The organism is Pseudomonas sp. FME51, assembly GCF_014897305.1.
In genome coordinates, this window is sequence record NZ_JABUYN010000008.1 from 51,117 (window position 1) to 76,016 (window position 24,900).

20 protein-coding genes are annotated in these 24,900 nt (G+C 58.6%); 4 read left to right on the forward strand and 16 right to left on the reverse strand.

Annotated features, from left to right (window positions below; all coding sequences use genetic code 11):
- Positions 1–20: 20 nt before the first annotated feature.
- From INT39_RS14620 to ectA, 3 genes are read right to left on the reverse strand one after another with little or no spacing between them, the layout of a single operon-like run.
- Entirely contained in the window at positions 21–410 is a 390-nt protein-coding gene (locus INT39_RS14620) for an ectoine synthase (RefSeq protein WP_193074733.1), read from the reverse strand.
- Positions 411–424: 14 nt separating this feature from the next.
- Positions 425–1,711: a diaminobutyrate--2-oxoglutarate transaminase gene (gene ectB / locus INT39_RS14625; RefSeq protein WP_193074734.1), complete on the reverse strand. Its 1,287-nt coding sequence runs from the start codon at positions 1,709–1,711 to the stop codon at positions 425–427.
- The gene (gene ectA / locus INT39_RS14630) at positions 1,708–2,235 is read right to left on the reverse strand and encodes a diaminobutyrate acetyltransferase (RefSeq protein WP_193074735.1); all 528 of its coding nucleotides are present in this window, start codon (positions 2,233–2,235) and stop codon (positions 1,708–1,710) included. Before ectA ends, ectB begins: the two co-directional genes overlap by 4 nt.
- Before the next feature lie 341 nt (positions 2,236–2,576).
- Between ectA and speA the strand changes: the two genes are divergently transcribed.
- Complete coding sequence (gene speA / locus INT39_RS14635; protein ID WP_193074897.1) at positions 2,577–4,493, forward strand: arginine decarboxylase; 1,917 nt, start codon at positions 2,577–2,579, stop codon at positions 4,491–4,493.
- On the opposite strand, the gene ligB is transcribed toward speA, so the two are convergent.
- From ligB to INT39_RS14660, 5 genes are all read right to left on the reverse strand, one after another.
- Positions 4,494–6,140: an NAD-dependent DNA ligase LigB gene (ligB, locus tag INT39_RS14640; RefSeq protein ID WP_193074736.1), complete on the reverse strand. Its 1,647-nt coding sequence runs from the start codon at positions 6,138–6,140 to the stop codon at positions 4,494–4,496.
- Between the two features lie 160 nt (positions 6,141–6,300).
- Complete coding sequence (locus INT39_RS14645; protein ID WP_193074737.1) at positions 6,301–6,954, reverse strand: 7-cyano-7-deazaguanine/7-aminomethyl-7-deazaguanine transporter; 654 nt, start codon at positions 6,952–6,954, stop codon at positions 6,301–6,303.
- A 137-nt stretch (positions 6,955–7,091) separates the two neighbouring features.
- Positions 7,092–9,086 carry a TRAP transporter permease gene (locus tag INT39_RS14650; RefSeq protein ID WP_193074738.1) on the reverse strand — a complete coding sequence of 665 codons (1,995 nt, stop codon included), beginning with the start codon at positions 9,084–9,086 and terminating at the stop codon, positions 7,092–7,094.
- A 76-nt stretch (positions 9,087–9,162) separates the two neighbouring features.
- Positions 9,163–10,329 (reverse strand): TAXI family TRAP transporter solute-binding subunit, encoded by a 1,167-nt coding sequence (locus INT39_RS14655; protein ID WP_193074739.1) that lies wholly within the window; start codon positions 10,327–10,329, stop codon positions 9,163–9,165.
- Between the two features lie 48 nt (positions 10,330–10,377).
- Positions 10,378–11,838 (reverse strand): AMP-binding protein, encoded by a 1,461-nt coding sequence (locus tag INT39_RS14660; RefSeq protein WP_193074740.1) that lies wholly within the window; start codon positions 11,836–11,838, stop codon positions 10,378–10,380.
- Between the two features lie 121 nt (positions 11,839–11,959).
- Between INT39_RS14660 and INT39_RS14665 the strand changes: the two genes are divergently transcribed.
- Positions 11,960–12,919 carry a LysR family transcriptional regulator gene (locus tag INT39_RS14665; RefSeq protein ID WP_193074741.1) on the forward strand — a complete coding sequence of 320 codons (960 nt, stop codon included), beginning with the start codon at positions 11,960–11,962 and terminating at the stop codon, positions 12,917–12,919.
- A gap of 130 nt (positions 12,920–13,049) precedes the next feature.
- On the opposite strand, the gene INT39_RS14670 is transcribed toward INT39_RS14665, so the two are convergent.
- The 7 genes from INT39_RS14670 to INT39_RS14700 form a co-directional block, all read right to left on the reverse strand.
- On the reverse strand, positions 13,050–14,021 hold the full coding sequence (locus tag INT39_RS14670) for an alpha/beta fold hydrolase (protein ID WP_193074742.1): 972 nt from the start codon (positions 14,019–14,021) through the stop codon (positions 13,050–13,052).
- A 145-nt stretch (positions 14,022–14,166) separates the two neighbouring features.
- The gene (locus INT39_RS14675) at positions 14,167–14,610 is read right to left on the reverse strand and encodes a hypothetical protein (RefSeq protein WP_193074743.1); all 444 of its coding nucleotides are present in this window, start codon (positions 14,608–14,610) and stop codon (positions 14,167–14,169) included.
- A gap of 35 nt (positions 14,611–14,645) precedes the next feature.
- Positions 14,646–16,031 (reverse strand): efflux transporter outer membrane subunit, encoded by a 1,386-nt coding sequence (locus INT39_RS14680; protein WP_193074744.1) that lies wholly within the window; start codon positions 16,029–16,031, stop codon positions 14,646–14,648.
- The gene (locus INT39_RS14685) at positions 16,021–17,970 is read right to left on the reverse strand and encodes a MacB family efflux pump subunit (RefSeq protein ID WP_193074745.1); all 1,950 of its coding nucleotides are present in this window, start codon (positions 17,968–17,970) and stop codon (positions 16,021–16,023) included. The genes INT39_RS14680 and INT39_RS14685 overlap by 11 nt, the downstream gene beginning before the upstream one ends.
- Positions 17,970–19,124, reverse strand: coding sequence for an efflux RND transporter periplasmic adaptor subunit (locus INT39_RS14690; protein ID WP_193074746.1), 1,155 nt, complete (start codon positions 19,122–19,124; stop codon positions 17,970–17,972). Before INT39_RS14690 ends, INT39_RS14685 begins: the two co-directional genes overlap by 1 nt.
- A gap of 106 nt (positions 19,125–19,230) precedes the next feature.
- The gene (locus INT39_RS14695) at positions 19,231–20,613 is read right to left on the reverse strand and encodes a sigma-54-dependent transcriptional regulator (protein WP_193074747.1); all 1,383 of its coding nucleotides are present in this window, start codon (positions 20,611–20,613) and stop codon (positions 19,231–19,233) included.
- Entirely contained in the window at positions 20,610–22,106 is a 1,497-nt protein-coding gene (locus tag INT39_RS14700; RefSeq protein ID WP_193074748.1) for a sensor histidine kinase, read from the reverse strand. The genes INT39_RS14695 and INT39_RS14700 overlap by 4 nt, the downstream gene beginning before the upstream one ends.
- 192 nt (positions 22,107–22,298) lie before the next feature.
- Here INT39_RS14700 and INT39_RS14705 point away from each other — a divergent pair, with 192 nt between their 5' ends.
- Positions 22,299–22,682 (forward strand): DUF4168 domain-containing protein, encoded by a 384-nt coding sequence (locus tag INT39_RS14705; protein WP_193074749.1) that lies wholly within the window; start codon positions 22,299–22,301, stop codon positions 22,680–22,682.
- 51 nt (positions 22,683–22,733) lie between these two features.
- Here the strand turns inward: INT39_RS14705 and INT39_RS14710 are convergent, their stop codons facing one another.
- Positions 22,734–23,630, reverse strand: a complete 897-nt coding sequence (locus tag INT39_RS14710) for a LysR substrate-binding domain-containing protein (protein ID WP_193074750.1) — start codon at positions 23,628–23,630, stop codon at positions 22,734–22,736.
- Positions 23,631–23,759: 129 nt separating this feature from the next.
- Here INT39_RS14710 and INT39_RS14715 point away from each other — a divergent pair, with 129 nt between their 5' ends.
- Complete coding sequence (locus INT39_RS14715) at positions 23,760–24,872, forward strand: S-(hydroxymethyl)glutathione dehydrogenase/class III alcohol dehydrogenase (protein ID WP_193074751.1); 1,113 nt, start codon at positions 23,760–23,762, stop codon at positions 24,870–24,872.
- Positions 24,873–24,900 lie beyond the last annotated feature (28 nt).

Here is a 24,900-nt window from a genome sequence, read left to right on the forward strand (position 1 = left end):
TCTCCTGTTCTGGTGAACGTTCAGGTCAGGTCGGCGGGGTAGACACCGTTTTCGTCATGTACTTCGCGACCGGTCAGTGGCGGGTTGAATACGCAGGCCATTTTCATGTCCTCGGTACCACCGCGCAGCATGTGCTCATCGTGCTTGTCGAGAATGTACAGGGTGCCAGGTTCGATCTTGTAGATCTTGCCGTCGGCCAGGGTCTCGATCTCGCCGTTACCGCTCATGCAATACACTGATTCCAGATGGTTCTGATACCAGATGTGCGTTTCGGTTCCAGCATAAATGGTGGTGATATTGAAGGAGAAGCCCATCTGGTCTTCCTTCAGGATCATCCGGGTGCTGTCCCAGGTCTCAGTCACTACTTTGCGTTCGGATGCTTCACAGTCTTTCAGGTTACGTACGATCATGTGTTTCCAATTCCTCAGGATGCTTGGTTCTTGACGTCGGCGCTCATTACCTTGGCAAAGGCGGCGTCAAGAATGGTCATGGCCTTGTCGATCTGTTCTTCACTGATGATCAGCGGGCACAGGCATTTGACGACCTGACTGTGGTTGCCGCTGGTTTCGATGACCAGACCGTTTTCAAAGGCTTCAGCGCAAATGGCGGCGGCGGTCTCGCCGTCCGGGCAATTGATGCCGACCATCATGCCGCGACCCTTGACGTACAGGGAGTCGGGGCCATGGCGACGGACAATCTTCTGCATGCGATCACGAATGATGGTGCCTTTGGCCTTGACGCTGTTGGCGAACTCATCGGTGGTCCAGAAGTGCTCCAGTGCGGCGGCAGCGGTAACAAAGGCGTGGTTGTTGCCACGGAAAGTACCGTTGTGCTCGCCTGGCTCCCACTGGTCCAGTTCACGGCGCATGACGACGACTGCGAAGGGCAGACCATAGCCGCTGAGTGATTTGGACAGGGTAATGATGTCTGGCTTGACGCCCATCTCTTCAAAGCTGAAGAAGGTACCGGTACGGCCACAACCAGCCTGGATGTCATCGACGATCATCAGCATGTCGTGCTTGCGGCAGAGTTTTTCCAGCTTGCGTACCCACTCGGCTGAGGCGGCATTCAGACCGCCTTCACCTTGAACCACTTCGACGATGACGGCGGCGGGCTTGTCAACGCCACTGCTCGGGTCGCTGAGCAGCTTGTCCATCATCGAGATAGTGTTGACCTTGTCACCGAAGTAGTTGGCGTAGGGCATGCGGCTGACGTCGGTCAGCGGTACGCCGGCGGCGCCACGGTGGTGCTGGTTGCCGGTGGCAGCCAGGGCGCCGATGGAGCAGCCATGGAAGCCGTTGGTGAAGCTGATGACGTTGCTGCGCCCGGTCACCTTGCGAGCCAGTTTCAGTGCTGCTTCGACGGCGTTGGTGCCGGTCGGGCCACTGAACTGTACGACATAGTCACCAAAGCCGCGGGGGTTGAGAATGACGCGGTCGAAGGTTTCCAGGAAGCGCTCTTTGGCAGCGGAATACATGTCCAGACCATGGGTCAGACCATCGTGCTGCAGATATTCGATCAGCGCCTGCTTCATTACCGGATGGTTGTGCCCGTAGTTCAGGGTGCCGGCACCGGCGAGAAAGTCGATGTAGGATTTGCCGTCGCGGGTAAACAGCTCGGCGCCGCGAGCCTGGTCGAAGATGACCGGAAAGGAGCGGCAGTAGCTGCGAATACCCGATTCGTTCTGTTCAAACTGTTCAAAAGTGTTCATACAGTCTCCTGGTTATCAAGTTGGACTGGTAAGGCAAAGGGACCGGCGCGATACAGCACTTCGTCATCATGCTGGCCGTTGAAATGGTGGGCCCGACTGAATACCACCTCGGTGCTGGCAGTGACGTCCAGCTGGCGGAAGGCCTTGGCAAACAACGCTTCGGAGGCGCCGTTGCCCGGAGAAATAGTGGTTTCCAGCCAGCGCACGCCCTCAGCGGCGGTACGCTCGATCAGTGCCATCAACATGCTGATACCCAGTCCCTGACCGCGCATGCTGCTGTCGACTGCGACCTGCCAGATGAACAGGGTGTCGGGGCGGGCGGGTGGGCGATAGCCGGAAATGAAGCCGACCAATTCGCCGTCATTGTTATCAGCGGCGATGGCGGTGGCGGAGAAGTCAGTGCATTGCAGCAGGTTGCAATAGACGGAGTTGGTGTCCAGTGGAGGGCAGCGCTCAATCAACTGGCTGAGCGCATAACCATCAGTGGCGACTGGACGGCGTAACGAAAATGCGGTGGAAGACATCGTTTCCTGATATTTACGTGTAAATTCATTTTCATGATAAACACATCCAAAAAATTATCACAACCGGCCAATCTTGTGGCTTGTACGCCATATGAGTGTTTCAGGAATGTTTACAGGTGTTATCTATTTGTCATAAATATCGCTATAGCCCCGCTATCACAAGTGCTTCAGCGGAGTGTCCTCAGGCTGTCCGACGAGCGCCGATGCGTGATTTTCCCGGATGTATTTTTTTCTGTAACAGAGCTCTGACTCGACGGTCAAAGTGGCTGCTATTGCAACCAGACGGGAGAAACTGGTTTATCCTGAGGTCCACTGAACACAATTCTCAGGAGTCTTTCATGGTGTCACCGCGGCGTTCGCGCAAAGAGGATGCTTCCGCTTGGACTGTTGCAGACAGTCGAAGTGTCTACGGCATTCGTCATTGGGGGGCGGGCTATTTCAATGCCAGCGATCGGGGCAATGTCGAGGTGTGCCCGCGAGCTGTTGCTGATGCACCGATTGATCTGCATGAGTTGGTCGGCCAGCTGCGCGGCAGCGGCCTGGATCTGCCGTTACTGTTGCGCTTTCCCGATATCCTGCAAGACCGTGTACGCAAACTGACCGGGGCATTCGAGCAGAACATCGCCGAGCTGGAATATGCCAGTGGGTATACGGCGTTGTACCCGATCAAGGTCAACCAGCAGGAAGCGGTGGTGAAGAACATCATTGCCACCGAAAACGTATCCATCGGCCTGGAGGCGGGGTCCAAGCCGGAGCTGATGGCCGTCCTGGCCATGGCGCCCAAGGGCGGGACTATCGTCTGCAACGGCTACAAGGATCGGGAGTTCATTCGCCTGGCCTTGATCGGGCAGAAGCTCGGTCATAACGTGTTCATCGTTATCGAGAAAGAGTCCGAGGTTGGACTGGTGATCGAGGAGGCGGCTGCACTCGGATTGATGCCGCAGGTCGGGCTGCGTGTGCGGTTGTCTTCCCTGGCATCGAGCAAATGGGCGGATACCGGCGGCGAAAAGTCCAAGTTCGGGCTGTCGGCTGCGCAATTGTTGCGCGTTGTCGAACAGTTTCGTGGTGCTGGGTTGGAAGCTGGTGTGCGTCTGCTGCATTTTCATATGGGCTCGCAGATAGCCAACCTGGCTGATTACCAGCACGGTTTTCGCGAAGCGATTCGTTATTTTGGCGAGTTGCGGGCGCTGGGGCTGCCGGTTGATCATATCGACGTTGGCGGCGGGCTGGGAGTGGATTACGACGGCACCCATTCACGCAATGCCAGCTCGATGAATTACGACATCCATGAGTACGCGCGTACCGTGGTATCGATGCTGCGTGAGTTCTGTGACGAACAGGGCTTGCCGCACCCGCATATTTTTTCTGAAAGCGGCCGGGCGATGACCGCCCACCATGCCGTGCTGGTGGTGCAGGTGACCGATGTCGAGCGGCACAACGATACGGTGCCGCCCATTGACGATCTGGATGAGCTGCCACAGGTGGTACGCGATCTGGTTGGTCTGCTGGGACAGACAGACATCGAAATGGTCACCGAAACCTATTGGCGTGCGACCCATTACATCAGCAACGTGGCGGCTCAGTATGCCGAGGGTAAGGTCACGCTGGCGCAGAAGGCGCTGGCGGAGCAATGCTATTTCGCGTTATGCAATCGACTGCATGCCTTGCTCAAGGCACGCCAGCGCTCGCACCGGCAGGTGCTCGATGAGCTGAATGACAAGATGGCGGACAAGTACATCTGCAACTTCTCGGTGTTTCAGAGTCTGCCGGATACCTGGGCGATCGATCAGGTGTTGCCGATCGTGCCGCTCAATCGTCTCGATGAAGAGCCGTTGCGCCGGGCGGTGCTGCAGGATCTGACCTGTGATTCCGATGGCAAGATTCGCCATTATGTGGATGAGCAGAGCATTGAAAACAATCTGCCAGTCCACGAGTTGCGCGACGGTGAAGATTACTTGCTGGGCATCTTCATGGTGGGGGCTTATCAGGAGATCCTGGGTGATATGCATAACCTGTTCGGTGATACCGATTCAGTGAATGTCTATCAGCTGGAAGATGGTCGGGTGGTGCACGGCGGCATCGAGACCCACGACACCATCGAGGACATGTTGCGCTATGTGCATTTCGAGCCGGATGAACTGATGGCTCTCTATCGTGACAAGGTCGCGAGTGCATGCCTGAACGCGGCGGAGCGGGCGCGTTACCTGGATATTCTGCGTCTTGGCCTGACGCGTTCGTCCTACCTGGGAGGTAACTGATCAATCAGGCGATGTGAAGCCGTTGATACCAGCGGCAGCCAGGCGGGCGCGCAACAACTCCACCTGCGGGTGGCTGAAAAAAGCAACCAGTTGCCTGGCACGATACGGCCCGATTCCGGGCTGTGTCTGCCAGTTGGCCTGAGTGCGTGCTGCCAGTACCGACCATTGTCCTGGCAATTCGGACGCGCCGGCAGGCGGCATGCCCAGCGCCCGCAACCATTGGCTGAAGCTTCGCCCCACGGCCTGTTGCAGTCGTTCAGGCAGGAGAGCTGAACAATGATGAAGCTCAGCCTGAGGATCAAGCCAGTCAAGCAGACCGGTCAGCTGCCCGGCATCAAGCAGGCATTCCCAGGTGCCAAGACCCACGCCCGATAAATCCAATGCATTGGCACTGCTCAGCCAGTCCAGCCGCGCCAGAAACTGTGCCCGACAGTCGCTTTCCACAGTCCAGCAGCTCAGCTGATGATGACGCGCCGGGTCGGGCACCCTCAGTGTCGGGCGATAGGCTGCGCGGCTGATGACCTGTTCCAGTTGTGGAATGGTCTGTCCGGCCAGTTTGATCGAGATCAGATCGCCGGGTAGCACATCAAGCTTTCTCCAACGCTGCAAGGAACCGGTACTGACGCGCCGGATGCGGCGATCATCGAGTTGGACCGGGTCGAGCTGCAGTACCGGCGTGATACGCCCGCTACGGCCGATACTGAAATCCACTCCGCGCACCCGCGCCAGTGCCTGTTGTGGCGGATGCTTCCAGGCAACGGCCCAGTATGGGATCTCGGCTTTCCAGTCAGACCCGTGCGGACGTTTGCCCTGGCGCAGCACCACGCCATCGGTGGCAAAATTCAAAGGCTGACTGAACCAGCGTTGGCGTTGTGTCTGAGCGTCCCGCAGGTCGCTGATCGGCCAGGTGTACTGGGCGGTGTCCAATCCCGCCTGGGTCATCTGCGCCAGGCGCTCACGCATCGGGACCGGGCCGTCTGGCCAATCCCAGACGAATAAGCCTATGCGTTCAAGCTCGTCACTGGTGAGTTGTTGGCGGTTCATCAGTCCGGCAATACGGCTGCGCGCACCGGCGCCACCATCGCGCGACTGCACGTGCTCGGATAATCGCCAGTAAAGCTCACCCTGCAATACCAGATTCACCGGATGCGGCCATTGCTGCAGAACGGCGGGAATGCCTCGCACGGCAGCAGTCCAGTCTTCGCCCTGCCAGCCGTCACCGCGGCTGGTTGCACGCATCAGCCGGCCGTCACGGTATTCCAGGGTGACGGCTACGCCGTCAACTTTGGGCTGGATCCACAGGTCGTCGCGGTGGCGAATCCAGTCTGCTACCTCGGCATCGGTATGCACCTTGGCCAGCCCTGTCTGCGGCACGCCATGCGCATGCTTGCCGGCACGGGGCTGGTACCGGATAGGCACTTGATCGGCAGTACAGGCTCGCCAGTGCTGCAGACGCAACAACGCCTGATCATATATCTCGTCCGGTACCAGCGAACGGCCCTGTTCATGATAAGCCTGATCCCACTGCTGGATTTGCTTAGCAAGATGTTCGACCTCGCTGGGCTGCTCGGCGAAAAGGTCGGGACAATCCGCGCCGGCCAGACGAATGCTCAGACAAAGCCCCACACATACTGTTAAACGCAACATCGCAGCCTCCTTGCCGATTGATCAGTGGGGCAGTGTTGCGGGCGTGGCTGAGGCAAGCAAGCGGCCAGGGCTGGAAATGTGGGCGAGGTGGCATTTTTGGGTGGGGCCCCGGCTACTGGGTGAGCGTGGGCTTGCTGGAGCTAGGGCTCCCACACCCGCCTCAGGCGCTGGCGGGCTGCCGACCAGCCAGCAGACGCAGAATGGCGTTCAGCAGGATCCCGTACAGCGGGACGAACAGCATCAGGCTGATGATCAGTTTGATGACATAGTCGACAGCGGCAATCTCCACCCAGTTGGCGGCCATGAAAGCGTTGTCGCTGCGCCAGAAGGCCACCGAGAAAAACACGAAGGTATCAACCAGATTACCGGCGATCATAGCGGCGCTGGGCGCTACCCACCATTGTGGGAGTTTGCGCAGGCGGTCGAAAACCTGGATGTCCAGGAGCTGGCCGACCACATAGGCGAGAAAGCTCGCCAGCGAGATACGCAGCACGAAGTGGTTCAGCTGATTCAAGGTGTCAAAACCGCGGAACACGCCCTCCTGGAATAGCACCGAGAATACATAGGACACCACCAATGCGGGCAGCATGACCCGAGCAATGACTTTGCGCGCGGCTTGCTTGCCGAGCAGGCGTATGGTCAGGTCGGTGGCCAGGAAAATGAACGGAAAGCTGAAAGCGCCCCAAGTGGTGTGCCACCCAAATAGCGAGAAGGGCAGCTGGACGAGGTAGTTGCTGGCGATGATGATGATAATGTGGAATGCGACCAGGCAGGACAGCGCCATGCGCAGCCGCGAAACGGATGCAGGATTCATGCGTCACCTTTTTGAATGATGGGGTTAGGGAACCCATGTCGCCGGGATGACGACGGCACGTACTATACCGGATTGGGGGCGAGGAGGGCCAGCCTCGCTCCACCCGGCACGTCACGGCCGGGTGGAATGATCCAGACTCAGGTTGCCAGGTGCGGTGTCCCGGCTCTCCGAACAGACCAGAGGGCCAGGGCAATGGCCGGGATGATCAGGAAGCCGCTAAGCAGAGACAGCTCCATATTGGACAAAGGCACGGGACCACCTCCCGGCACCGCGAGAACGAGCCCCCCGGCGATCAGTGAAAGCCGTATTGGCCACTCGAATACCCGGCTGGCGGCAAGATTGCCAACGCCCAACAGCCAGCCCTGCATGGAGCCCGCTATCAGAACAACGCCTGTCACGGCCTGAGCGATCACCACGATAATGTCCTGCCAGTTACCCTGAAAGATGAGGGCGGGGTTCAGCACGAACAGAAATGGAATAAAATAGATCACGCTGCCGAGTCGCATTGCCTGAATGCCCGTCTCCATGGGTCTTGCCCCGGCCAGTGTGGCCGCTGCAAAGGCACCCAGGGCAACTGGCGGAGTGATGTAACTGAGCATGCCCCAATACAGGATGAACAGGTGCACTGCCAGAGGGTTCATGCCGCCTCCGTTGATCAGCGCTGGGGCAAGGGCTACCGCAAGGAAAATGTAAGCCGCCGTCACGGTCATGCCGATTCCAAGGATAAAGCTGGTCAGCGCCCCCATCAGCAGCAATACCAGAACGTTGCCGCCTGCGAGGAAGATCAGGTCGCTGGCGATGGTGCCCGACAGTCCGGTAATCGACAGGGCACCGACAAGCAGGCCTACCCCGGCCAGGATGGAGATCAACTCTGCAAACAGCTTGCCTGACGATGAAAAGAACTCTTTCACATTGTCCCAGCCCCAGCGTTGGTACGGCAGGATCTGGTTGATAGCCAATAGCAACGCGGTAGCATAGAAAGGCGCTACGGCTTCCTGGCGCAGAAAGAACAAGAGCCATATAAGCAGGGCAAACACGAAGATAAAGTACCAGCCCTCTTTCAGTGTTGTTTTCAACGATGGGAGATCTTCTGCCGCGAGGCCTTTGAGGTCATGGCGGGCAGCGTAGGCGTCGATCTGGATAAACAGCCCAAGGAAATAGAGTACCGAAGGTACGACCGCAGCCAGGGCGATTGTGCCATAGGGAATATTCAGGAACGTCGCCATGATGAATGCTGTAGCACCCATGACCGGGGGCATCAAGACACCGCCTGTAGAGGCGCAGGCTTCGACACCGGCGGCATAGGATTTGCTGAAGCCCACCCGGCGCATGGCCGGAATGGACAGCGCCCCGGTTGTTATCACGTTGGTAATCACGCTACCGCTCATGGAGCCCATCAGGCCGCTGGAGAAGACAGCCACTTTGGCCGGCCCGCCACGAACATGCCCCAGCAGCGCGAAGGCAAGGTTGATGAAAAATTTGCCGCCGCCCGTTTGTTGAAGGGCCACACCGAATAACAGAAAACCGATAACCAGGTTGGCGAACGCCTGTAATGGTATGCCCATGATGCCTTCGCGGCTCATGGCGAGATAAATGGCCGTTTGACCGGGGCTTGAGGGAAAGCCCTGTATCGGCCCGGGCATAACGCCTGCGAAGATGGGGTATATGCTGGCCAGGCCGACGATAATCGCTATGGGAAGTCCACCTGCCCGGCGAATGGCTTCAACGACGGTCACCCATAGCATGAAGCTCCAGACCACCGCATATTGCGGTGCAGAGTACTCCCATCCGCGATCGACAATATTCTCCGCGTTATAAACGAAGAAAGAGCAGATGATGATTGCAGAGATAAAAAGCACAACATCATACCAGGGCACCCGGTCTCTCGATGCGGACCGGTTCATTGGCCACAATATAAATACCTGCGGCAACATGAGCCCGACGATGACGTAAAAGAACTGGCTTTCAAGTTGCGTAACGATGTTGATTAACTGCAGGTTGAACAAGTAATCCAGGGTGAGAAGAGTGAGCGCCAATGTAGCCAGACGCGGTATCCAAGTCCAGGCTCCGGTCAGCTGTCGGATGCCGAAAGCCTTCTCTTGTTTATTGTCGACGCTTTGTGGGTGACTCATTGCACGGAAACTCCGAAGTGCTGGGAAGAACCGGCCAGAGACTAACGTTGTCTGGCCGGTAAGCCGGTCTGGTGAATTAACGGAAAATCGGGTCCATTCCCGCCGCGTCTAACGCTGTGGCGCGGGTTTTCATCCACTCAGCCTGGAATGCAACTTCGTCACTCGATGAGTTGTTTGCGACGAAGCTATCCCAAGTGTCGATCAGGATTTGCTGGCGCTTTACAAGCATATCCTGATGCTCCTGCATTTCGTCTGTCCAGTGGCCGATCTCCTTATAGTAATCCACCACGGCATCATGGAATGGAATGACCCAGAACATATTCTGGTTTTCCAGACCATAGCCGGCGGCTCCCGGAACAGTGTCCTTGTAACTATCGTACTCTTCGGTCATTACCTTTATCAGGTTATAAACGGTATTTGAGTCGTAATCCTGGTTGGAGATGAGAATGGGGTAGGGGTAGCTTGCAAAATCCTGGGGGTTGTCCTTATTGATGCCTTCGCCTGCGGCCATCGTTATTACGTGGGGCTGAAAGTAGGGTGCCACTTTCGCCATACGCTTCCAGCCTTCTTTGTTGTCAGCGCTGAGCTCAGGCCAAACGTGACCACGGGGGCCCGCAGCCACCTGCTCTGGAGCGGGGGATGAAGTCGCCGTGAAGGCAGCGTCAGCCTGTCCCTGGATAATTCCGTCAAAGGCTCTGTTGTAGCCGGGAAAATCGACGCGCTCAACATCGTCCCAAGTCAGGTCGCCGAAAGCGAGGAAGGCTTCTGTGCCCAGGTTCAGAGCGGGGGATCCCCTGATCCAGGCTACCTTCTTTCCTTTCAGGTCAGCTGGTGTTTTGACACCAATATCGCCGGCTACGACTACCCCCATGCCAAACTCACCGATTGAGGTGCTGATAACCCGAATCGGCTGAGGACCCCAATCCGGTCTGGAAAACAGAAAAACGCCTTCCGCCGCGAAATAACTTGCAATCCCACACCCACAAAGATCCACACGACCATTTTTCATCGGGGTCATTCTGGAGACATCATTATCTCCGGGGAGAATTCGTATTGATGTGCCAAACTTATGTTTAAGTACGTTTCCAATTGTTACCAGCTGAGCGTAGCTCGCTGAAGAGGTCGGGTAGGCGGTCCAGGCCATGGTGGATGGCAACCCTCCCTCGGAATACTGAGCGGCAAAACTCAACGTGGAACTGCAAACCAGCAATGAAGCGCCGAGTATGTTTCGGATTGCTTTCATAGGAAACTCCGTTGTTTTGTATTTATTTTGGCAACTCTTGTTGTTTCTTCAGATGAACTGCTGCTTCATTTTTTTCTTGGAAATCTTCCCGTTGTCGTCTCTGGCTATGTCGTCCACCAGATTGATGTTTCTTGGTACCTTGTATTTGGCCAGTCGCTGCGACAGGTGGCTCTTTATTGTCGATACGGTATCTTCAGACGGGTTATTGAACTTGACCAGTCCTATGAGGGATTCTCCGTATTCAGGGTCAGGAATACCAATGACCGCACAATCCTGGACCCCTTCTATTTCCAGTAAGACATGCTCTATTTCGGCGGGATAAATATTGACACCTCCCGATATCACCATGTCGGAGACTCGGTCGCACACAAACAGAAAGCCATCGCCGTCAAAGTAGCCAACGTCCCCTACCGTTACCAGTTGGCCCAGCGAAGCTCGTTCTCTTGCCTCCTGATTATTCTGGTAGGTGAATTCCGGATAAGCTGGTTGATACCCGTAAATAACGCCAATATCACCGGGAGCGCACTCGCGCCCATTCTCATCAATGATCTTTATTTCCGCACCAAGCGCGGCTTTGCCAACGCTTCCAGGCTTGATAAGCGAATCCTCGGGTTTCTGGACGGTCAACATCCCGGTTTCGCTGGAGGCGTATGTTTCATGAATGACATTTCCCCACCATTTGATCATTGATGCTTTGAGCTCCGGCGCACAGGGCGCGCCAGTGGACGCGACAAAGTTGACGGATGATATGTCGTACCTGTGCTTTATTTCATCTGGCAGGCGCAGGAGTCTCACGTACATGATCGGGACGAGGTACGCCGTTGTGATCCGATGCTTTTCTATGAGGCGCAAGATGTCTTCGGGATCGAAGCTCTGAGTTAATACCAGTAGCTCGCCATACAGCAGCGTCTGCAACGTCATGCTGTTAGGGGCGCTATGGTACAGAGGGGCCGGCATCAATGTCCTCACGCCAGGTTTAACCCCCCAGGCCTGTTCAGAAAGCTCCTGCATCAATGGAATGTTGTGCGGGGCAAGGGGGAAGCGTCGAACCCCTTTGGGATTGCCTGTAGTGCCTGAGGTATAGGGCATCATCCCTCTGGGGGCTCTCTCAGGGCCGTCGTATGCAGGTTGTTCGTCCAGCCAACTTTCGTAATCTTGCTGTGCTGCGTCCTGAGGATCTACGACCAGAACCGGCATCTGGTCAGGGATAATGCTCTGAATTTCATTCAGAAACTCGGCCTGGATGATGATCGCTTTGGCATTTGAATCGTTGATGATGTGTTGGGCTTCACCGGCTTTAAAGTGCCAATTAATGGCGCAATGATGGATTCCCATGGTACGGCAGGCCATCATTACATCGATGAAGGCAGGGTTGTTTCTCATCATGACGGCGACCACGTCCCCCTCATCCAACCCCAGTGCCGTCAGTCCTCCAGCCAGTTTTAGCCCGCGTAAATCCAGGTCAGATCCTGAGCGAGAGACGCTTTCAAAGATGAGTTCAGCTGTCATTTTTATTCCTGTTATTTATCGATAGCTCGTGCAAAGACACCTTAGGGGTCTTCTGGGTGGTCGACAATGCATCATATTTGTCCCAGACTGTTTCTTGATTGGAAACAATGAGAGTCGGACCTTGGACATTAAAGACTTGAAGATGTTGGTCGCTGTGGTAGAAGCGGGCAGCATGAGCTCTGCAGCGCAGCGTCTGTATACAAGCCGTTCGAATATCAGCCGCCAACTGAAGAAGCTGGAATCTGATTTTCGGGTACAGATATTCAGGAGAACCACGCGCCAGCTGGAACCTACCCAGATTGGCTGGGCAATGTACGAGCACGCCGTCAAAGTGACTCAGGAGCTGAATGCGCTTGAGGCTACTGTGCGAGACATGGGGCGGAGCTTGAGAGGACATGTGCGGGTGAGTGTGCCGATTGGGCTTGGACAGCTGGCCCTGGGAGAAGTCTTGCTCGAATTTTGCAAATTGCACCCTGATGTAACGATACAGATAACGTTCAATAACCGGATTTTCGATCTTCTGGAGGAGGAGGTTGATATCTCTATTCGGATTGCCAATTCGCCACCCGGCAGCTATGTCGCCCGGGAGCTGTCAGACGTTGAGTGGGTTGCATGTGTTTCCTCGCCCTACGTAGAACAGCATGGGAATCCGGCAACGCCTGAAGAGCTGGTAGGCCACCATCTGGTGACGCCGCCGGTAAGGAATAATCGACTGATCCTGGGGTTTCTGTCGGGGCAACAACGGCACGTGATTGAATTGATGCCCAAGCTGCAGTGTGCCGACATGATTTTTCTTAAACGGTCGGTAATTCTGGGTAGCGGCATTGGCGTTCTGCCTTATTATTTGATCAGTGATGAGCTCAAGGATGGAACACTGGTCCGATCGTTGCCGGACTACTCTCCGGATCCGAAGATATGGGGCGACAAGATCTTTCTGATAACTGCACCAAGTCTCTACCCCTCACAGATGGTCCGCGCATTGATGGATTATCTCAAGCAGGCATTTTCTGACGAGGGCGCTGTTGGCGCTCTGATGAAAGGGCAGTTCGGCGGCGCTCGTCATCCCCCGTCCGGGACTTAGATGATCCAGTGGACAGGGGTATCTGCAGCGCGATAAGCGGACGTGTTGGCTGACGACCGACCGGGTCCCCCCCCCCGGCCAGTGGATGCCATGTCGAGCTGGTACGCCACCCCTTCCGGGCATCAACACATTAGCGCGCGTCGTGATACTCCCGTTGCAGAAACGCCAGCAGCAGTGGGTTCACCTCTTCCGGCTTCTGGCTTTGTACCCAGTGACCGCAGCGCTCGATCACATGCTGCTCGACCCTGGGCACGACCTGGGGCATGCGTTCGATGGTGAAGGTTTCCAGTTTGGCGACCGGGTCACGGTCGCCGATGATGAACTGGGCCGGCTGCAGAATCTGCTTGCCGGCCAGATCAGCGGTGCGTTCCCAGTTGCGCTCATAGTTGCGGTACCAGTTCAGCGGGCCATGGAAACCATTATCGATATAGGTTTCAACGTAGACATCGAAGACCTCTGGCGGGCACCAGGCTGGCGGTACTTCCGGGTCGGTGTAATCGTCAAGCCAGCGCGAGTCGGCGGGCTTGTCCGAGATAAGACCGTTGTAGCCACCCGCAGGACGCCCGTGCATCACGGTACGCAGGGTGCGGGGGATATCTGCTTCCAGCTCGGCTTCGGCCGGACCGGGTTCCTGAAAGTAGAGAATGTAGAGGAACTTGTCCTTGAAGCGCTCGCGCATCATGTCAATGACGGGACGCTTCGGCCTGCCGCCGAAAGGAACGGACATGCCTGATACCACCTTGACCCGCTCAGGCTCGAATAGCGCCAGGTACCAGGCGATATTGGCGCCCCAGTCATGGCCGACCATGGCGACCTGCTGATGGCCGAAGTGGTCCATCGCCGCCTGGATGTCGCCGCACAGAGTGGGAATGTCATAGGCTTCGATAGCGGCTGGTGCGCTGCTGCGACCGTAACCACGCATCTCCGGGGCAAAGGCCCGGTAGCCCGCGTCCGCAAGTGCCTGCATCTGGTGACGCCAGGAGTACCAACACTCGGGAAAGCCATGCAGCAGCCAGACCGGCTGACCGTCCTCCGGCCCAGCGACATGTACGCTGAGCTGGATGTCATTGACGTCCAGAATATGTTGTTCTATTTGCAGCATGGTGACGCTCTCCTTCTATTTTCGGCCACTATGGCAAATTCACTGGGCGCTGGCTCCTACATTGGCAGGATAAATAGTGCGCCGGTGGCCCGGCTTATCGTGCTGGGAGGGAGGCGGTCAGGGCAGGACAGCCGAAGCAGGAGTGTCAGTTGCTGGCTGCCAGATGAAACTGCGCGCCCTCTGCCTCCAGAGGCCGCAGGCAGGTTTCACAGAAGGTCAGAGAGTCGAGCAATTGGCCGTGATTGGCGCCGGACACTTCCCGTGGACGGTTGCGTTGCAGGTGGCCACTCAAGGCTTCGATAGTGGTCATGCCGGTGCTGATGGGATACCAGTCCATATCCTCGATACCCCACGCCAGCCCGGTTTCCGGATCCAATGGCGCTGGGGCGGCAGCCTTGGCTCCCAGTAGCTGGGCCGCTTCCTGAAACTCCAGTGCGGTGAGGTCGACAAACTGACTCAGCGGGGTGACGCCCAGCGTCCGGCACAATGTATCCAGCCCCTGCAGGTGCTCTGCCAGTTGCTGCAGAACGGTGCTGTGAAGCTGGAAGTGACGCTGATCCAGGGTGGCGAGACGCAAGACGGCTGACAAGAGGTTCTCCCGATAAGCTGGTGATTCCAGGCAGGCTAGCTTACCGGGACATCTTGCCAGCCGCCACCCAGGGCCCGATACAGGTCCACCGTGGCCAGCAGCCAGGCCGCATGCTGCTGTACCAGACTGTCCTGACTCTGGAAATAGGAGCGCTGGGTATCGAGCAGGTTCTGCAGGTCGATGGCACCGGCCTTGTAACGGGCCTGGGCCAGCTCGAAGGCCAGCTCCGACTCCTCGGTCGCGGCTTGTTGCAGCTGATATTGCCGGCGTGCCTGCTGCAAGGCGCCCAATGCCGTATCGGCATCCACCAGGGCATCCAGAATCACGCGCTGATAGCTGATCAGGGCCTGTTGCTGGCTGGCTTCGCTGATCTCGACCTGGGCGCGCAGGCGCCCGCCATTGAAGATCGGCTGGGTCAGCCCGGCTGCCAGACTCCAGGGGTTCAGGGGGTTATTGACCAGATCCGATAGCACCGAGCTTTGTGCGCCGTAGCTGCCGGTCAATTGAATGCTGGGATAGAGCGCCGTGCGGGCCACAGTCAGGTCGGCATTGGCGGCCTGCAGACGTTGTTCGGTAGCGCGGATGTCAGGACGGCGGCTGAGCAACTCGGATGGCAGGCCGGCGCCTGGTTCGGGGACGCTGATATCGACCAGGTCGGGCAGTTCGCCCAGTTGGAAGTCCGGTCCCTGGCCCAGCAGCAGCGCCAGGCTGTTGCGCAGCTGCAAGGTCTGTTGCTCCAGGGCTGGCAGGTTGGCACGCAACTGGGCGACCAACGCCCGCTGTTGGCTGACCGCCAGGCTGTCATCGGCGCCGTAGCGGTAGCGTGCCTCGACAATCGTCAGTACCTGCTCGGCGGCTGCCAGGTTTTCCCGTGACAGTTGTAGCCGTGACTGGTTCTCGACCAGCTGGAACCAGCTGCTGGCAACGCCTGCGTCGGTGCTGATGGCCAGCGCTTCGAGATCGTAGCGGCTGGCATTCAGATTAGCGGTGGCGGCTTCGACGGCGGCGCGGTTGCGTCCCCAGAAATCCACCTCGTAACTGGCGTTGAGAGTGGCGCCGAAACTGTTGTTGACGCTGCTGCTGCCACTTTGCGATTCGGAGCCACTGCGTCGTCCGCTGACACTGCCGTCAAGTTGCGGGAGCAAGGCCGCGCCACTCTGACGCAACTGCGCATCGGCTTGCAGTAAACGCGTCGCGGCGCTGGCCAAGTCCAGGTTGCCGGTGCGCGCCTGGGCCATTAACTGGGAGAGCTGTGGTGCGTCGTACAGGGTCCACCAGCGCGCTTCAGGCCAGAGCTGCGAGTCCGGCACCTGATTCCACTGAGCAGGTGGCTGCAGCCCGGTCTGCGGCACGGGTGTGTTCAGGCTGCAGCCCGCCAGCAATACGGCGAACGTAAGGGGAAGAAAGTGTCTAGTCCGCACTGAGAGCCACCACTGGGTCAAGATGGGCTGCCTTGTGGGCAGGCATGAAACCGAAAATCAGACCGGTCGCGAAGGCGCAGCCAAACGCCAGTAGAACGGGGCCGGCAGTGAACTGGATCGGCGTGCCGAAGGATTGCAGCATGGCTGCAAAGCCCAGGCCGACTGCGACACCGATGGCGCCACCAATGGCCGAGACCACCATGGCTTCGACAATGAACTGCTGCAGGATATTGCGCGTGCGCGCCCCGGTGGCCATGCGAATACCGATCTCCCGGGTACGTTCGGACACGTTTACCAGCATGATATTCATCACGCCGATACCGCCGACCAGCAGGGAAATTGCGGCGATCGAACCGAGCAGCACGGTAAAGGTGTCCTGGGTGCTGGCGATGTTTTCCAGCAAGGAAGCCATGTTGCGGATCTGGAAGTCCTCGATCCCCGAATGGTTGGCCATCACCGCCTGACGTACCGCTTCCTGGGTGGCGTCGGACAGGCTGAGATCCTCAATCAGCACGCTGATACTGCTCAGATGCCGTGAGCCGATCAACCGGTTGCTGGCCGTATTCAGGGGCACGAAGACCGCATCGTCCTGATCCTGCCCCCAGGGCGTGGCACCTTTCTCCTGCATCACGCCGATGACCAGAAAGGGCACGTTGCGGATCAGCATATATTGGCCCAGCGGATCGGTATCGCCATACAGGTTGGTGGCGACGGTACGGCCGATGACCGCGACCGCAGCGTAACGGCGGTTGTCGTCATCATTGATGAACACACCGGAGGCCAGCGGCCAGCTTTTGGCTTGAGGGTAGGCGGCCGTCGTGCCGGTGATCTGGGTCTGGGCGTCGGTGCTGCCGGCGCGTACGGTGGCGCGGGTATCGACTTCCGGTACCGCAGCGACCACGTTGTCCACCCGTGCTGCAACAATGGCGTCCTCGGGTGTCAGCGTATTGGTGGTGCCGTCGGCCGAGCGCCGTGTATTGGGCGCGCCGGGTCTCACCAGCAGCAGATTGGTGCCCATGTCGCTGATGCGTTCGACCACATCCTGGCGTGCGCCATTGCCGACCGCCAGCATGACGACCACCGAGGCCACGCCGATAACGATGCCAAGGAGGGTCAGCACAGTGCGAAACAGATTGGCCTGCAGCGCACGCAGGGCCATGCGCACCGCTTCGTTGATATCACCGAAAGCGGCCAGGCCCTGTTTGGGGGCAGGGCGGGGGGGGGGCGCTTCCAGCTGTTGCGCGGGACTGGGCTTGCGTCCGCTGTCATGAATGATGCGACCGTCGCGGATCTCGATCAGACGGTCGGCATGACTGGCGACCTCGCGATCGTGGGTGATGACGATCACGGTCTTGCCGCGGCCATGCAGATCCTTCAGCAGCTCAAGTACATCATGGCCGCTCTTGCTGTCCAGTGCGCCGGTGGGCTCGTCGGCCAGCAGGATACGTGCATCGTTCATCAAGGCGCGGGCAATGGAGACGCGCTGCTGTTGGCCGCCGGACAGTTGATTGGGACGGTTCTGCAGACGGTCACCCAGGCCCAGCCCGGTGAGCAGTTCCTCGGCGCGGGCATGGCGTACATCACGCGGCAGACCGGCGTAGATGGCGGGCACTTCCACGTTCTCGGTGGCATTGGCCGAGGAGATCAGGTGATAGCTCTGGAAGATGAAACCAAAGGTGCGGCTGCGCAGACTGGCCAGCTGATCGCTGTCCAGCCCGGCGATATCCTCACCTTCGAACAGATAACGGCCGGTGGTGGGCTTGTCCAGACAACCGAGCAGATGCATCAGCGTCGACTTGCCCGAACCTGAAGCACCCATGATGGCGACGAACTCGCCGGCATGGATATCCAGTGCCACATCATGCAGTACAGTGGTCGACAGCTCGCCGTTGCGATAGGTGCGACCGATGCCTTCGAGGCGGATCAGGGGCTCGCTCATCAGAATCTCGGGCGGCGCTGGCCGCGCTCCGCTGAAGGCGGTGCGCTGGTGCCGCCGGACACGACCACTTCATCACCTTCCTCAAGCCCTTCCAGCACTTCGGCGCTGACTCGGGTCATGGTCCCGACGGTAACGACGCGATGCTGCGGCTGGCCATCGTCCAGTACCTGAACGGTATAGCGCTTGTCTGCGCCGGTGCCCGGCCGTTGCTGCACCGGCTGCAACGCAGATACCGGAATGGTCAGCACATTGTCCGCGGCGGCCTTGACGAAGAATACCTGCGCGCTCATCTGCGGCAGCAGCTTGCCGTCAGGGTTGGGCACGTCGAACAGGGCATTGAACAGCACCACGTTGTTGACGATTTCCGGGGTCGGCAGGATCTGGCGCAGTACGCCTTCACGACGCACGTCCGGTTGGCCGAGCGTGGTGAACCAGACCGGCATGCCGACTTTCAGCTGGGTGATGTCGGCCTCGGATACCTGGGTGCGTACGGTCATGGTGCTCAGGTCGGCAATCTGCACGATGATCGGCGCGGTCTGATTGGCGTTCAGGGTCTGCCCCTGGTTGGCCAGTTGATCGACGACGGTGCCGGTCATCGGCGCGTAGATGCGGGTGTAGTTGAGATCGGCGCGGGCTTCCTTGAGCTGGGATTCCAGTTGACGGATCTGTGCCTTGAGCGCGGCGATCTGAGCGGTGGCGGAGCGCAGGGTGGCGTCGGCCTGCTCCACCGCTTCCTGACTGGTGGCATCGAGCTTGATCAGGTTGCGCTGACGCTCGGCTTGCAGGCGTGCCAGCACTTGAGTGGATTCGCGGTCGGCGAGTTGTGCCTGGAGATTCTCCAGCTGAGCTTCATTGGCTTCCACCTTGGCCAGATAGATAGTGTCGTCTATCTCCGCCAGCAATTGACCTTCTTCGACCTGATCCCCTTCCTCGACGTGCAGCACGTCCAGTTGGCCGGAAACCTGGGTGCCGACGTCAACGTAGTTGAGTGGCTCCAGGGTGCCCAGAGCCGTTACGCTGTCTTCGATGTCGGTGCGTTCGACGGGCGCAGTAACCCGTTCCGGTGCCTTGTCAGTCGGCCAGAAATACCAGGCCAGTCCGACAATGACTGCCAGTACGGCTAACAGCCAGAGAAAACGCCTGGAAGATGACATAGGGTAATTCCTTGATTCGAATCGGGTGCAATGGCGCACAGTTTACCGAGGTGCAGTGTCAATCGGGGAGCCGGCTGGGTAAAGAAACTGTAAAGCCGGGGGGCGATTATTCCAGCCAGCGATACAGCGTGCGGCGGGTGATGCCCAGAATATCTGCAGCGCGCCGTTTGTTGCCGCCGGTGGCCCGCAGCACCTGATGGATGTACTGGCGCTGTACCGTCTCCAGAGCCGGCATGCCTTCCGGATCGCCGCTGACCGAGGGGGGCGATGTCGCTCCGCTACTGGCCGCGGATGCGGGTATCTGATCTGCCGGTTGCTCGCAGATGCGTTGGGGAAGGTGGCGCGCTTCGATCAATGGGGTGTCGCAGAAAGTGGCGGCACGCTCCACGGCGTTCTGCAGTTCACGCACATTACCGGGGAAGGCATAGCTCTGCAGCAGAGCCAGTGCTTCGTCGCTGAAACCCTTGATGCTGCGCTGCTGGCGGGCATTGAAACGGGTCAGGAAAAACTCCGCGAGGCGCTGGATATCTTCTCCCCGGGCGCGCAGCGGCGGTACTTGCAAGGCAAAGGTCTCCAACCGATAGAACAGATCCTCGCGGAAGCTGCCGTCAGCCACTGCCTCGGTCAGCTTGCGATTGGTAGCGCCGATGATGCGCACATCGAGTTGGATTTCATGATCACTGCCCACCGGCCTCACCTTACCATCCTGCAGCACGCGTAGCAGCTTGGCCTGAAGTGAGAGGGGCATTTCGCCCAGCTCATCGAGCAGCAAGGTGCCGCCATCGGCCTGTTGAAACAGCCCGGCTCGTTGGTTGCGTGCGCCGGTGAAGGCGCCAGCGGCATGACCGAAGAACTCGCTTTCCATCAGCTCGCTGGGAATGCCACCGCAGTTGACCACCATATAGGGGCCACTCCTGCGGCTGCTCTGATCATGCAGGGCGCGGGCGACCAGCTCCTTGCCGGTCCCACTTTCACCTTGTACCAGCACCGGGCCGTCGGCCGAGGCGATCTGGCGAATGTTGTGAAACAGCTGCTGCATGGCCGGGCTCTGACCGATAATGCCGTTGAACTGTTCGACCGCCAGCAGGCTGCGGTAGTGTCGGACTTCGTTGCGCAGGCGGCGGTTTTCCAGCAGACGGCTGACCGTCAGCAGAAAATGGTCCATCTCCAGCGGTTTGGTCAGAAAGTCATCGGCCCCCGCCTGCAGCGCCTTGACGGCCTGCTGCACCGAGCCGAAGGCGGTGATGATGAGCACCGCCGGAGGCGTATCGCACTGGGAAAGTGCCGGCAGCAGGCTCAGGCCATCGGCGCCGGGTAGGCGCAGATCGCTGACCAGCAGATCAGGCGTCTCGCTGTGCAGCACCTGCAAACCTTGCTCGGCATCGGCGCAAGCGGTCACCCGATAACCTTCGGCTTCAAGCTCTTCCTGCAGCAGTTCGCGCAGGCCGCGGTCATCTTCCACCAGCAATATGTGGTCCGTCTGAGTCATTGCTGCAGCTCCTTTGCGGTCAGGGAGAGGGGTAAGGTCAGACAAGCCGAGCAACCGCCGTCGGTTCGGTTGCTCAGGATCAGGCTGCCACCGTGTTCTTCGGCTACCGCCTGAACGATGGCCAGGCCAAGGCCGGTGCCTTCACCGGGTGATTTGGTAGTGAAAAAGGGTTCAAGCAATGTTTCCAGACTGTGGTCCGCGGGCAACCCCGGGCCGTCATCAGTCACGCGGATGATCAATGTTCGGGCATCCGCCTCCGCGGTAATGCCTATCTGGCGTTCCGATGCCTGCAGGGCATTGCGTAGCAGATTGAGCAGGGCGAGCTCCAGACGCCCTGCGTCGGCGCAGAAGGCGGGCAGGGTCGCGGGGATATGCGCGCCCAGCGTACGTTCGGCGGCTTCCAGTTCCGGGCGTATTGCTTCAATGACACTTTCAATCAGCAGCGCCGGCGTCACGTCCCGCGGCTGGGTGGCGGCGGGCCTGCAATAGTCCAACAATTGCCGCACCGTGCGAGTCAGACGGCTGACCTGATTGCGGATGCCGTCGAGGTTGCGAAGTTGCTGCTCGTCCAGGCTGCCGGAGCGTTGCAGGCGTCGCGCGCGGCCATCGATCACGCTCAGCGGAGCACCGAGTTCATGGGCAATGCCTCGCGCCATGCTGCCGATGGCGACCATCTTCTCATTGTCCTTGAGCCGGGCTACCAGCTGGGTTTCCGCGGCACGGTGCTCGTCCAGGTCTCGATGTGCCTGTTCGATGCTGTCGAGCATCTGGTTCAGCCCGCGGGCGATACTGGCCACTTCGCTGGGGCCTTCGAGCGCGGCGCGGTGCGACAGATCGCCTTTGGCAACGCGTGCCATATGGGCCAGAAGTTTATCCACATGGCGGCCAACACCACCGTAATGACCGAGCAGGACGCCGGCAAGAATAACCAGGCTGAACAACCCCCAGACCAGCCAGGCCATGATGGTCAGCTGTTGTAGCGCATGCCCGAAGTCGCTGGCGCGGCGGGTGATCTGGATCAACCCCTGGATCTGGCCGGTCGCATCGAACAGCGGCAGGAAATGGGAGAACAGGCTGCGCCCGGCGACCCGGCTGAAAGCTTCCTGGCCTTCGCCGGTGCTGCGAATGCGATCGGGAATGGTGGTGCCGGTCAGGTCGGTTTCGGTGATTCCGGCTGAGGCGATGCGGTTCCCATCAACATCGAATACCGACGCTCCGTAAACCTCGCCCAGCACGAACACCGACCCCAGAGCCAGCTCCACTGCCTGCATATCGCCCTTGTTCAGAGCGGTACCGACGGGAATGCTGATGGCACGGCCAATCAGCTCCAGGTCATTTTTCAGTCGTTGTTCCTGAAACTGGCTGGCCTGACCCAGGCCGAAGCGGATGCCCAGGGCAGTGAGCAGCACTATAGGCAGCACCACGAACACCAGCAGGGTTCGTTGCAGGCCATTAATGCGCAGTCGGGGTTGAAAGGACGAGATTATGTTCATTTTTGACCGGGTAATTTTTGCTCATGTGCAGTATGTATACATATTCTTCGGTGCTGAGTACAGCAGGAGGCTGTGTGTTTTTAGTTTCGTTTTCTATGTTTTACTTTAAAATCAATTAGTTGTGGTGTTGCATGGAAAGCTGGCATGGATAGTGAAAGGTGTTAATTACTTTTCACAGTAGGAGATGCATCTATGAACAATCTCAAAACACTGACCGCTGCCATCGCTTTTGCCACCTTCGGAATCGGCGCACCTGCCGCCATGGCGCAAGCCGGCGGCACGGCTCCTGCTCAGCAATACGAACAGGGTCAGCCAGCTGCTGCACCGATCAGCGAAGAGAACCTGAAAAAGTTCGTTGAGGCTGATGCCGATGTTGCAGAACTGCGTGATGAGTTTTCCGAAAAGCTGAGCAAGGCGGAAGACCAGGAAGAAGCCCAGAAGCTGCAGCTCGAAGCGCAGGAGAAAATGGTCGAAGCCGTACAGGATAGCGATCTGGACGTGCCCACCTATAACGAAATAGCCACTCGCATGCAGACTGACCCAGAACTGCAACAGCGTGCTCAAAGCCTGAAGTAAGGCTGCAGCGAAGTACAGAGGGGAACCTTCGGGTTCCCTTTTTTGTGGCTGTTATTCAGCCTGCAGATACTCGGTTCGCGCGCTGAGGCCATCCTTGAGATGCTCGACCAGCTTTCTGACCTTGGGTGACAGATGCCGTTGCTGAGGATAGAGCGCCCAAACCGCGGTATGTGGAGGCTGGTGTTGGGTGAGCAGGGAGCGCAGGGCGCCGCTGCGCAGATGCTCCTGCACATAATAGTCCGGCAATTGGCACAGACCGAATCCGCGCAGTGCCGCGTCCAGTACGGAGCGCCCGCTGTTGCAGCGCCAGTTGCCGGTGATCCGCACCGGTACCTCGCGTCCGGATTCGAGGAAGGTCCAGGTGTCGCTGCTGCCAATCAGACAATTATGACGGGGCAGCTCTGACAGGCTGTGCGGTGCGCCGTGATGTTCGAGGTACCCAGGTGCAGCGCACAGAAACATGCTGCGTGGCGCCAATCGGGTGGCGACCAGGCGGGAGTCTTGCAACCGTCCGAGGCGGATGGCCAGATCGAACTGGCCATGCAGTAGATCCAGGGTCTGGTTGGTCAGTGACATCTCGATGCGCAATTGCGGATGTTGCTGCATGAAGTCGTTGACCAGCGGCATGATGAACTCTTCGCCGTAGGCCACCGAGCAGGTCATGCGCAGCAGTCCCTTGGGTTCACTGGACAGGTCGCTGATGGCCTGCAAGGCTTCATCACGGGCATCCTGCAACCGTTGGCAATGATGCAGGAAGGTCTGACCCGCTTCGGTGAGAGTGACCCGGCGGGTGCTGCGGTAGAACAATCGGGCCTGCAAGCGGTCTTCCAGTCGGGCGATCTGGCGGCTGACATGGGAGGAGGAAACACCGAGCTTGTTGGCGGCGCCGCTGAAATGGCCCAGCTCGGCAACGGCGACGAACTCGTCCAGCCCGCTCCATTGGCTCATATCCGGCTTTCTCGCATTGATTGTCCCTGTATGGCAATAATGTTTTGTCTGGCAGCCTATTATCCATACTTGGCTGGTTGACTACACTCTCATCTGTTGTTTCATTCATCTGGAGACGGAGGGTCCCCCATGATCAAGTCCCGCGCCGCTGTGGCGTTCGAAGCAGGCAAACCCCTGGAAATCGTTGAAGTGGATGTGGCTCCGCCGAAGGCTGGCGAGGTGCTGGTGCGCATCGTCGCCACCGGGGTCTGTCATACCGATGCCTTCACGCTGTCGGGGGATGATCCGGAAGGCGTATTCCCCGCTATTCTCGGCCACGAAGGCGGTGGCATTGTTGAAGCCGTGGGCGAGGGCGTGACCTCGCTGGCGGTCGGTGATCATGTGATCCCGCTGTACACCGCCGAATGCCGTGAGTGCAAATTCTGCAAATCCGGCAAGACCAACCTGTGCAGCTCGGTCCGCGAGACACAGGGTAAAGGCCTGATGCCCGACGGCACCACCCGTTTCTCCTACAAGGGGCAGCCGATCTATCACTACATGGGGTGCTCGACCTTCTCCGAGTACACCGTACTGCCGGAAGTATCCCTGGCGAAGATCCAGAAAGAAGCCCCGCTGGAAGAAGTCTGCCTGCTCGGTTGTGGCGTCACCACCGGCATTGGCGCTGTTCTGAATACCGCCAAGGTCGAGCCTGGCTCCAGCGTGGCGATCTTCGGTCTGGGCGGCATCGGTCTGGCAGCCATCATCGGTGCGAAAATGGCTGGCGCCACGCGCATTATCGCCATCGACATCAACCCCTCCAAGGCCGACAAGGCACGTGAGCTGGGCGCTACCGAGTTCGTCAATCCGAAGGATCATGACCAGCCGATCCAGCAGGTGATCGTCGAGATGACCGATGGTGGTGTGGATTACTCCTTCGAGTGCGTCGGCAACGTCGATTTGATGCGCGCGGCGCTGGAGTGCTGCCACAAGGGTTGGGGTGAGTCGACCATCATCGGTGTGGCCGGTGCCGGTCAGGAGATCAGCACCCGTCCGTTCCAGCTGGTCACTGGCCGGGTCTGGCGTGGCAGCGCTTTTGGTGGGGTAAAAGGTCGCACCGAACTACCTGGTTATGTGGAGAAGGCGCAGAAAGGCGAGATTCCGCTGGATACTTTCATCACTCATACCATGGGACTGGAAGACATCAACAAGGCCTTTGATCTGATGCATGAAGGCAAGAGCATTCGGTCAGTCATTCATTTCTAAGTCACGGCGAGCGGCAAGCATGAAGCCT

Coding starts and splice junctions, on each gene's coding strand:
- INT39_RS14620 (WP_193074733.1), bottom strand. CDS start 410: ATGATCGTACGTAACCTGAAAGACTGTGAAGCATCCGAACGCAAAGTA.
- ectB (WP_193074734.1), bottom strand. CDS start 1,711: ATGAACACTTTTGAACAGTTTGAACAGAACGAATCGGGTATTCGCAGC.
- ectA (WP_193074735.1), bottom strand. CDS start 2,235: ATGTCTTCCACCGCATTTTCGTTACGCCGTCCAGTCGCCACTGATGGT.
- ligB (WP_193074736.1), bottom strand. CDS start 6,140: ATGTTGCGTTTAACAGTATGTGTGGGGCTTTGTCTGAGCATTCGTCTG.
- INT39_RS14645 (WP_193074737.1), bottom strand. CDS start 6,954: ATGAATCCTGCATCCGTTTCGCGGCTGCGCATGGCGCTGTCCTGCCTG.
- INT39_RS14650 (WP_193074738.1), bottom strand. CDS start 9,086: ATGAGTCACCCACAAAGCGTCGACAATAAACAAGAGAAGGCTTTCGGC.
- INT39_RS14655 (WP_193074739.1), bottom strand. CDS start 10,329: ATGAAAGCAATCCGAAACATACTCGGCGCTTCATTGCTGGTTTGCAGT.
- INT39_RS14660 (WP_193074740.1), bottom strand. CDS start 11,838: ATGACAGCTGAACTCATCTTTGAAAGCGTCTCTCGCTCAGGATCTGAC.
- INT39_RS14670 (WP_193074742.1), bottom strand. CDS start 14,021: ATGCTGCAAATAGAACAACATATTCTGGACGTCAATGACATCCAGCTC.
- INT39_RS14685 (WP_193074745.1), bottom strand. CDS start 17,970: ATGAGCGAGCCCCTGATCCGCCTCGAAGGCATCGGTCGCACCTATCGC.
- INT39_RS14690 (WP_193074746.1), bottom strand. CDS start 19,124: ATGTCATCTTCCAGGCGTTTTCTCTGGCTGTTAGCCGTACTGGCAGTC.
- INT39_RS14695 (WP_193074747.1), bottom strand. CDS start 20,613: ATGACTCAGACGGACCACATATTGCTGGTGGAAGATGACCGCGGCCTG.
- INT39_RS14700 (WP_193074748.1), bottom strand. CDS start 22,106: ATGAACATAATCTCGTCCTTTCAACCCCGACTGCGCATTAATGGCCTG.
- INT39_RS14705 (WP_193074749.1), top strand. CDS start 22,299: ATGAACAATCTCAAAACACTGACCGCTGCCATCGCTTTTGCCACCTTC.
- INT39_RS14710 (WP_193074750.1), bottom strand. CDS start 23,630: ATGAGCCAATGGAGCGGGCTGGACGAGTTCGTCGCCGTTGCCGAGCTG.
- INT39_RS14715 (WP_193074751.1), top strand. CDS start 23,760: ATGATCAAGTCCCGCGCCGCTGTGGCGTTCGAAGCAGGCAAACCCCTG.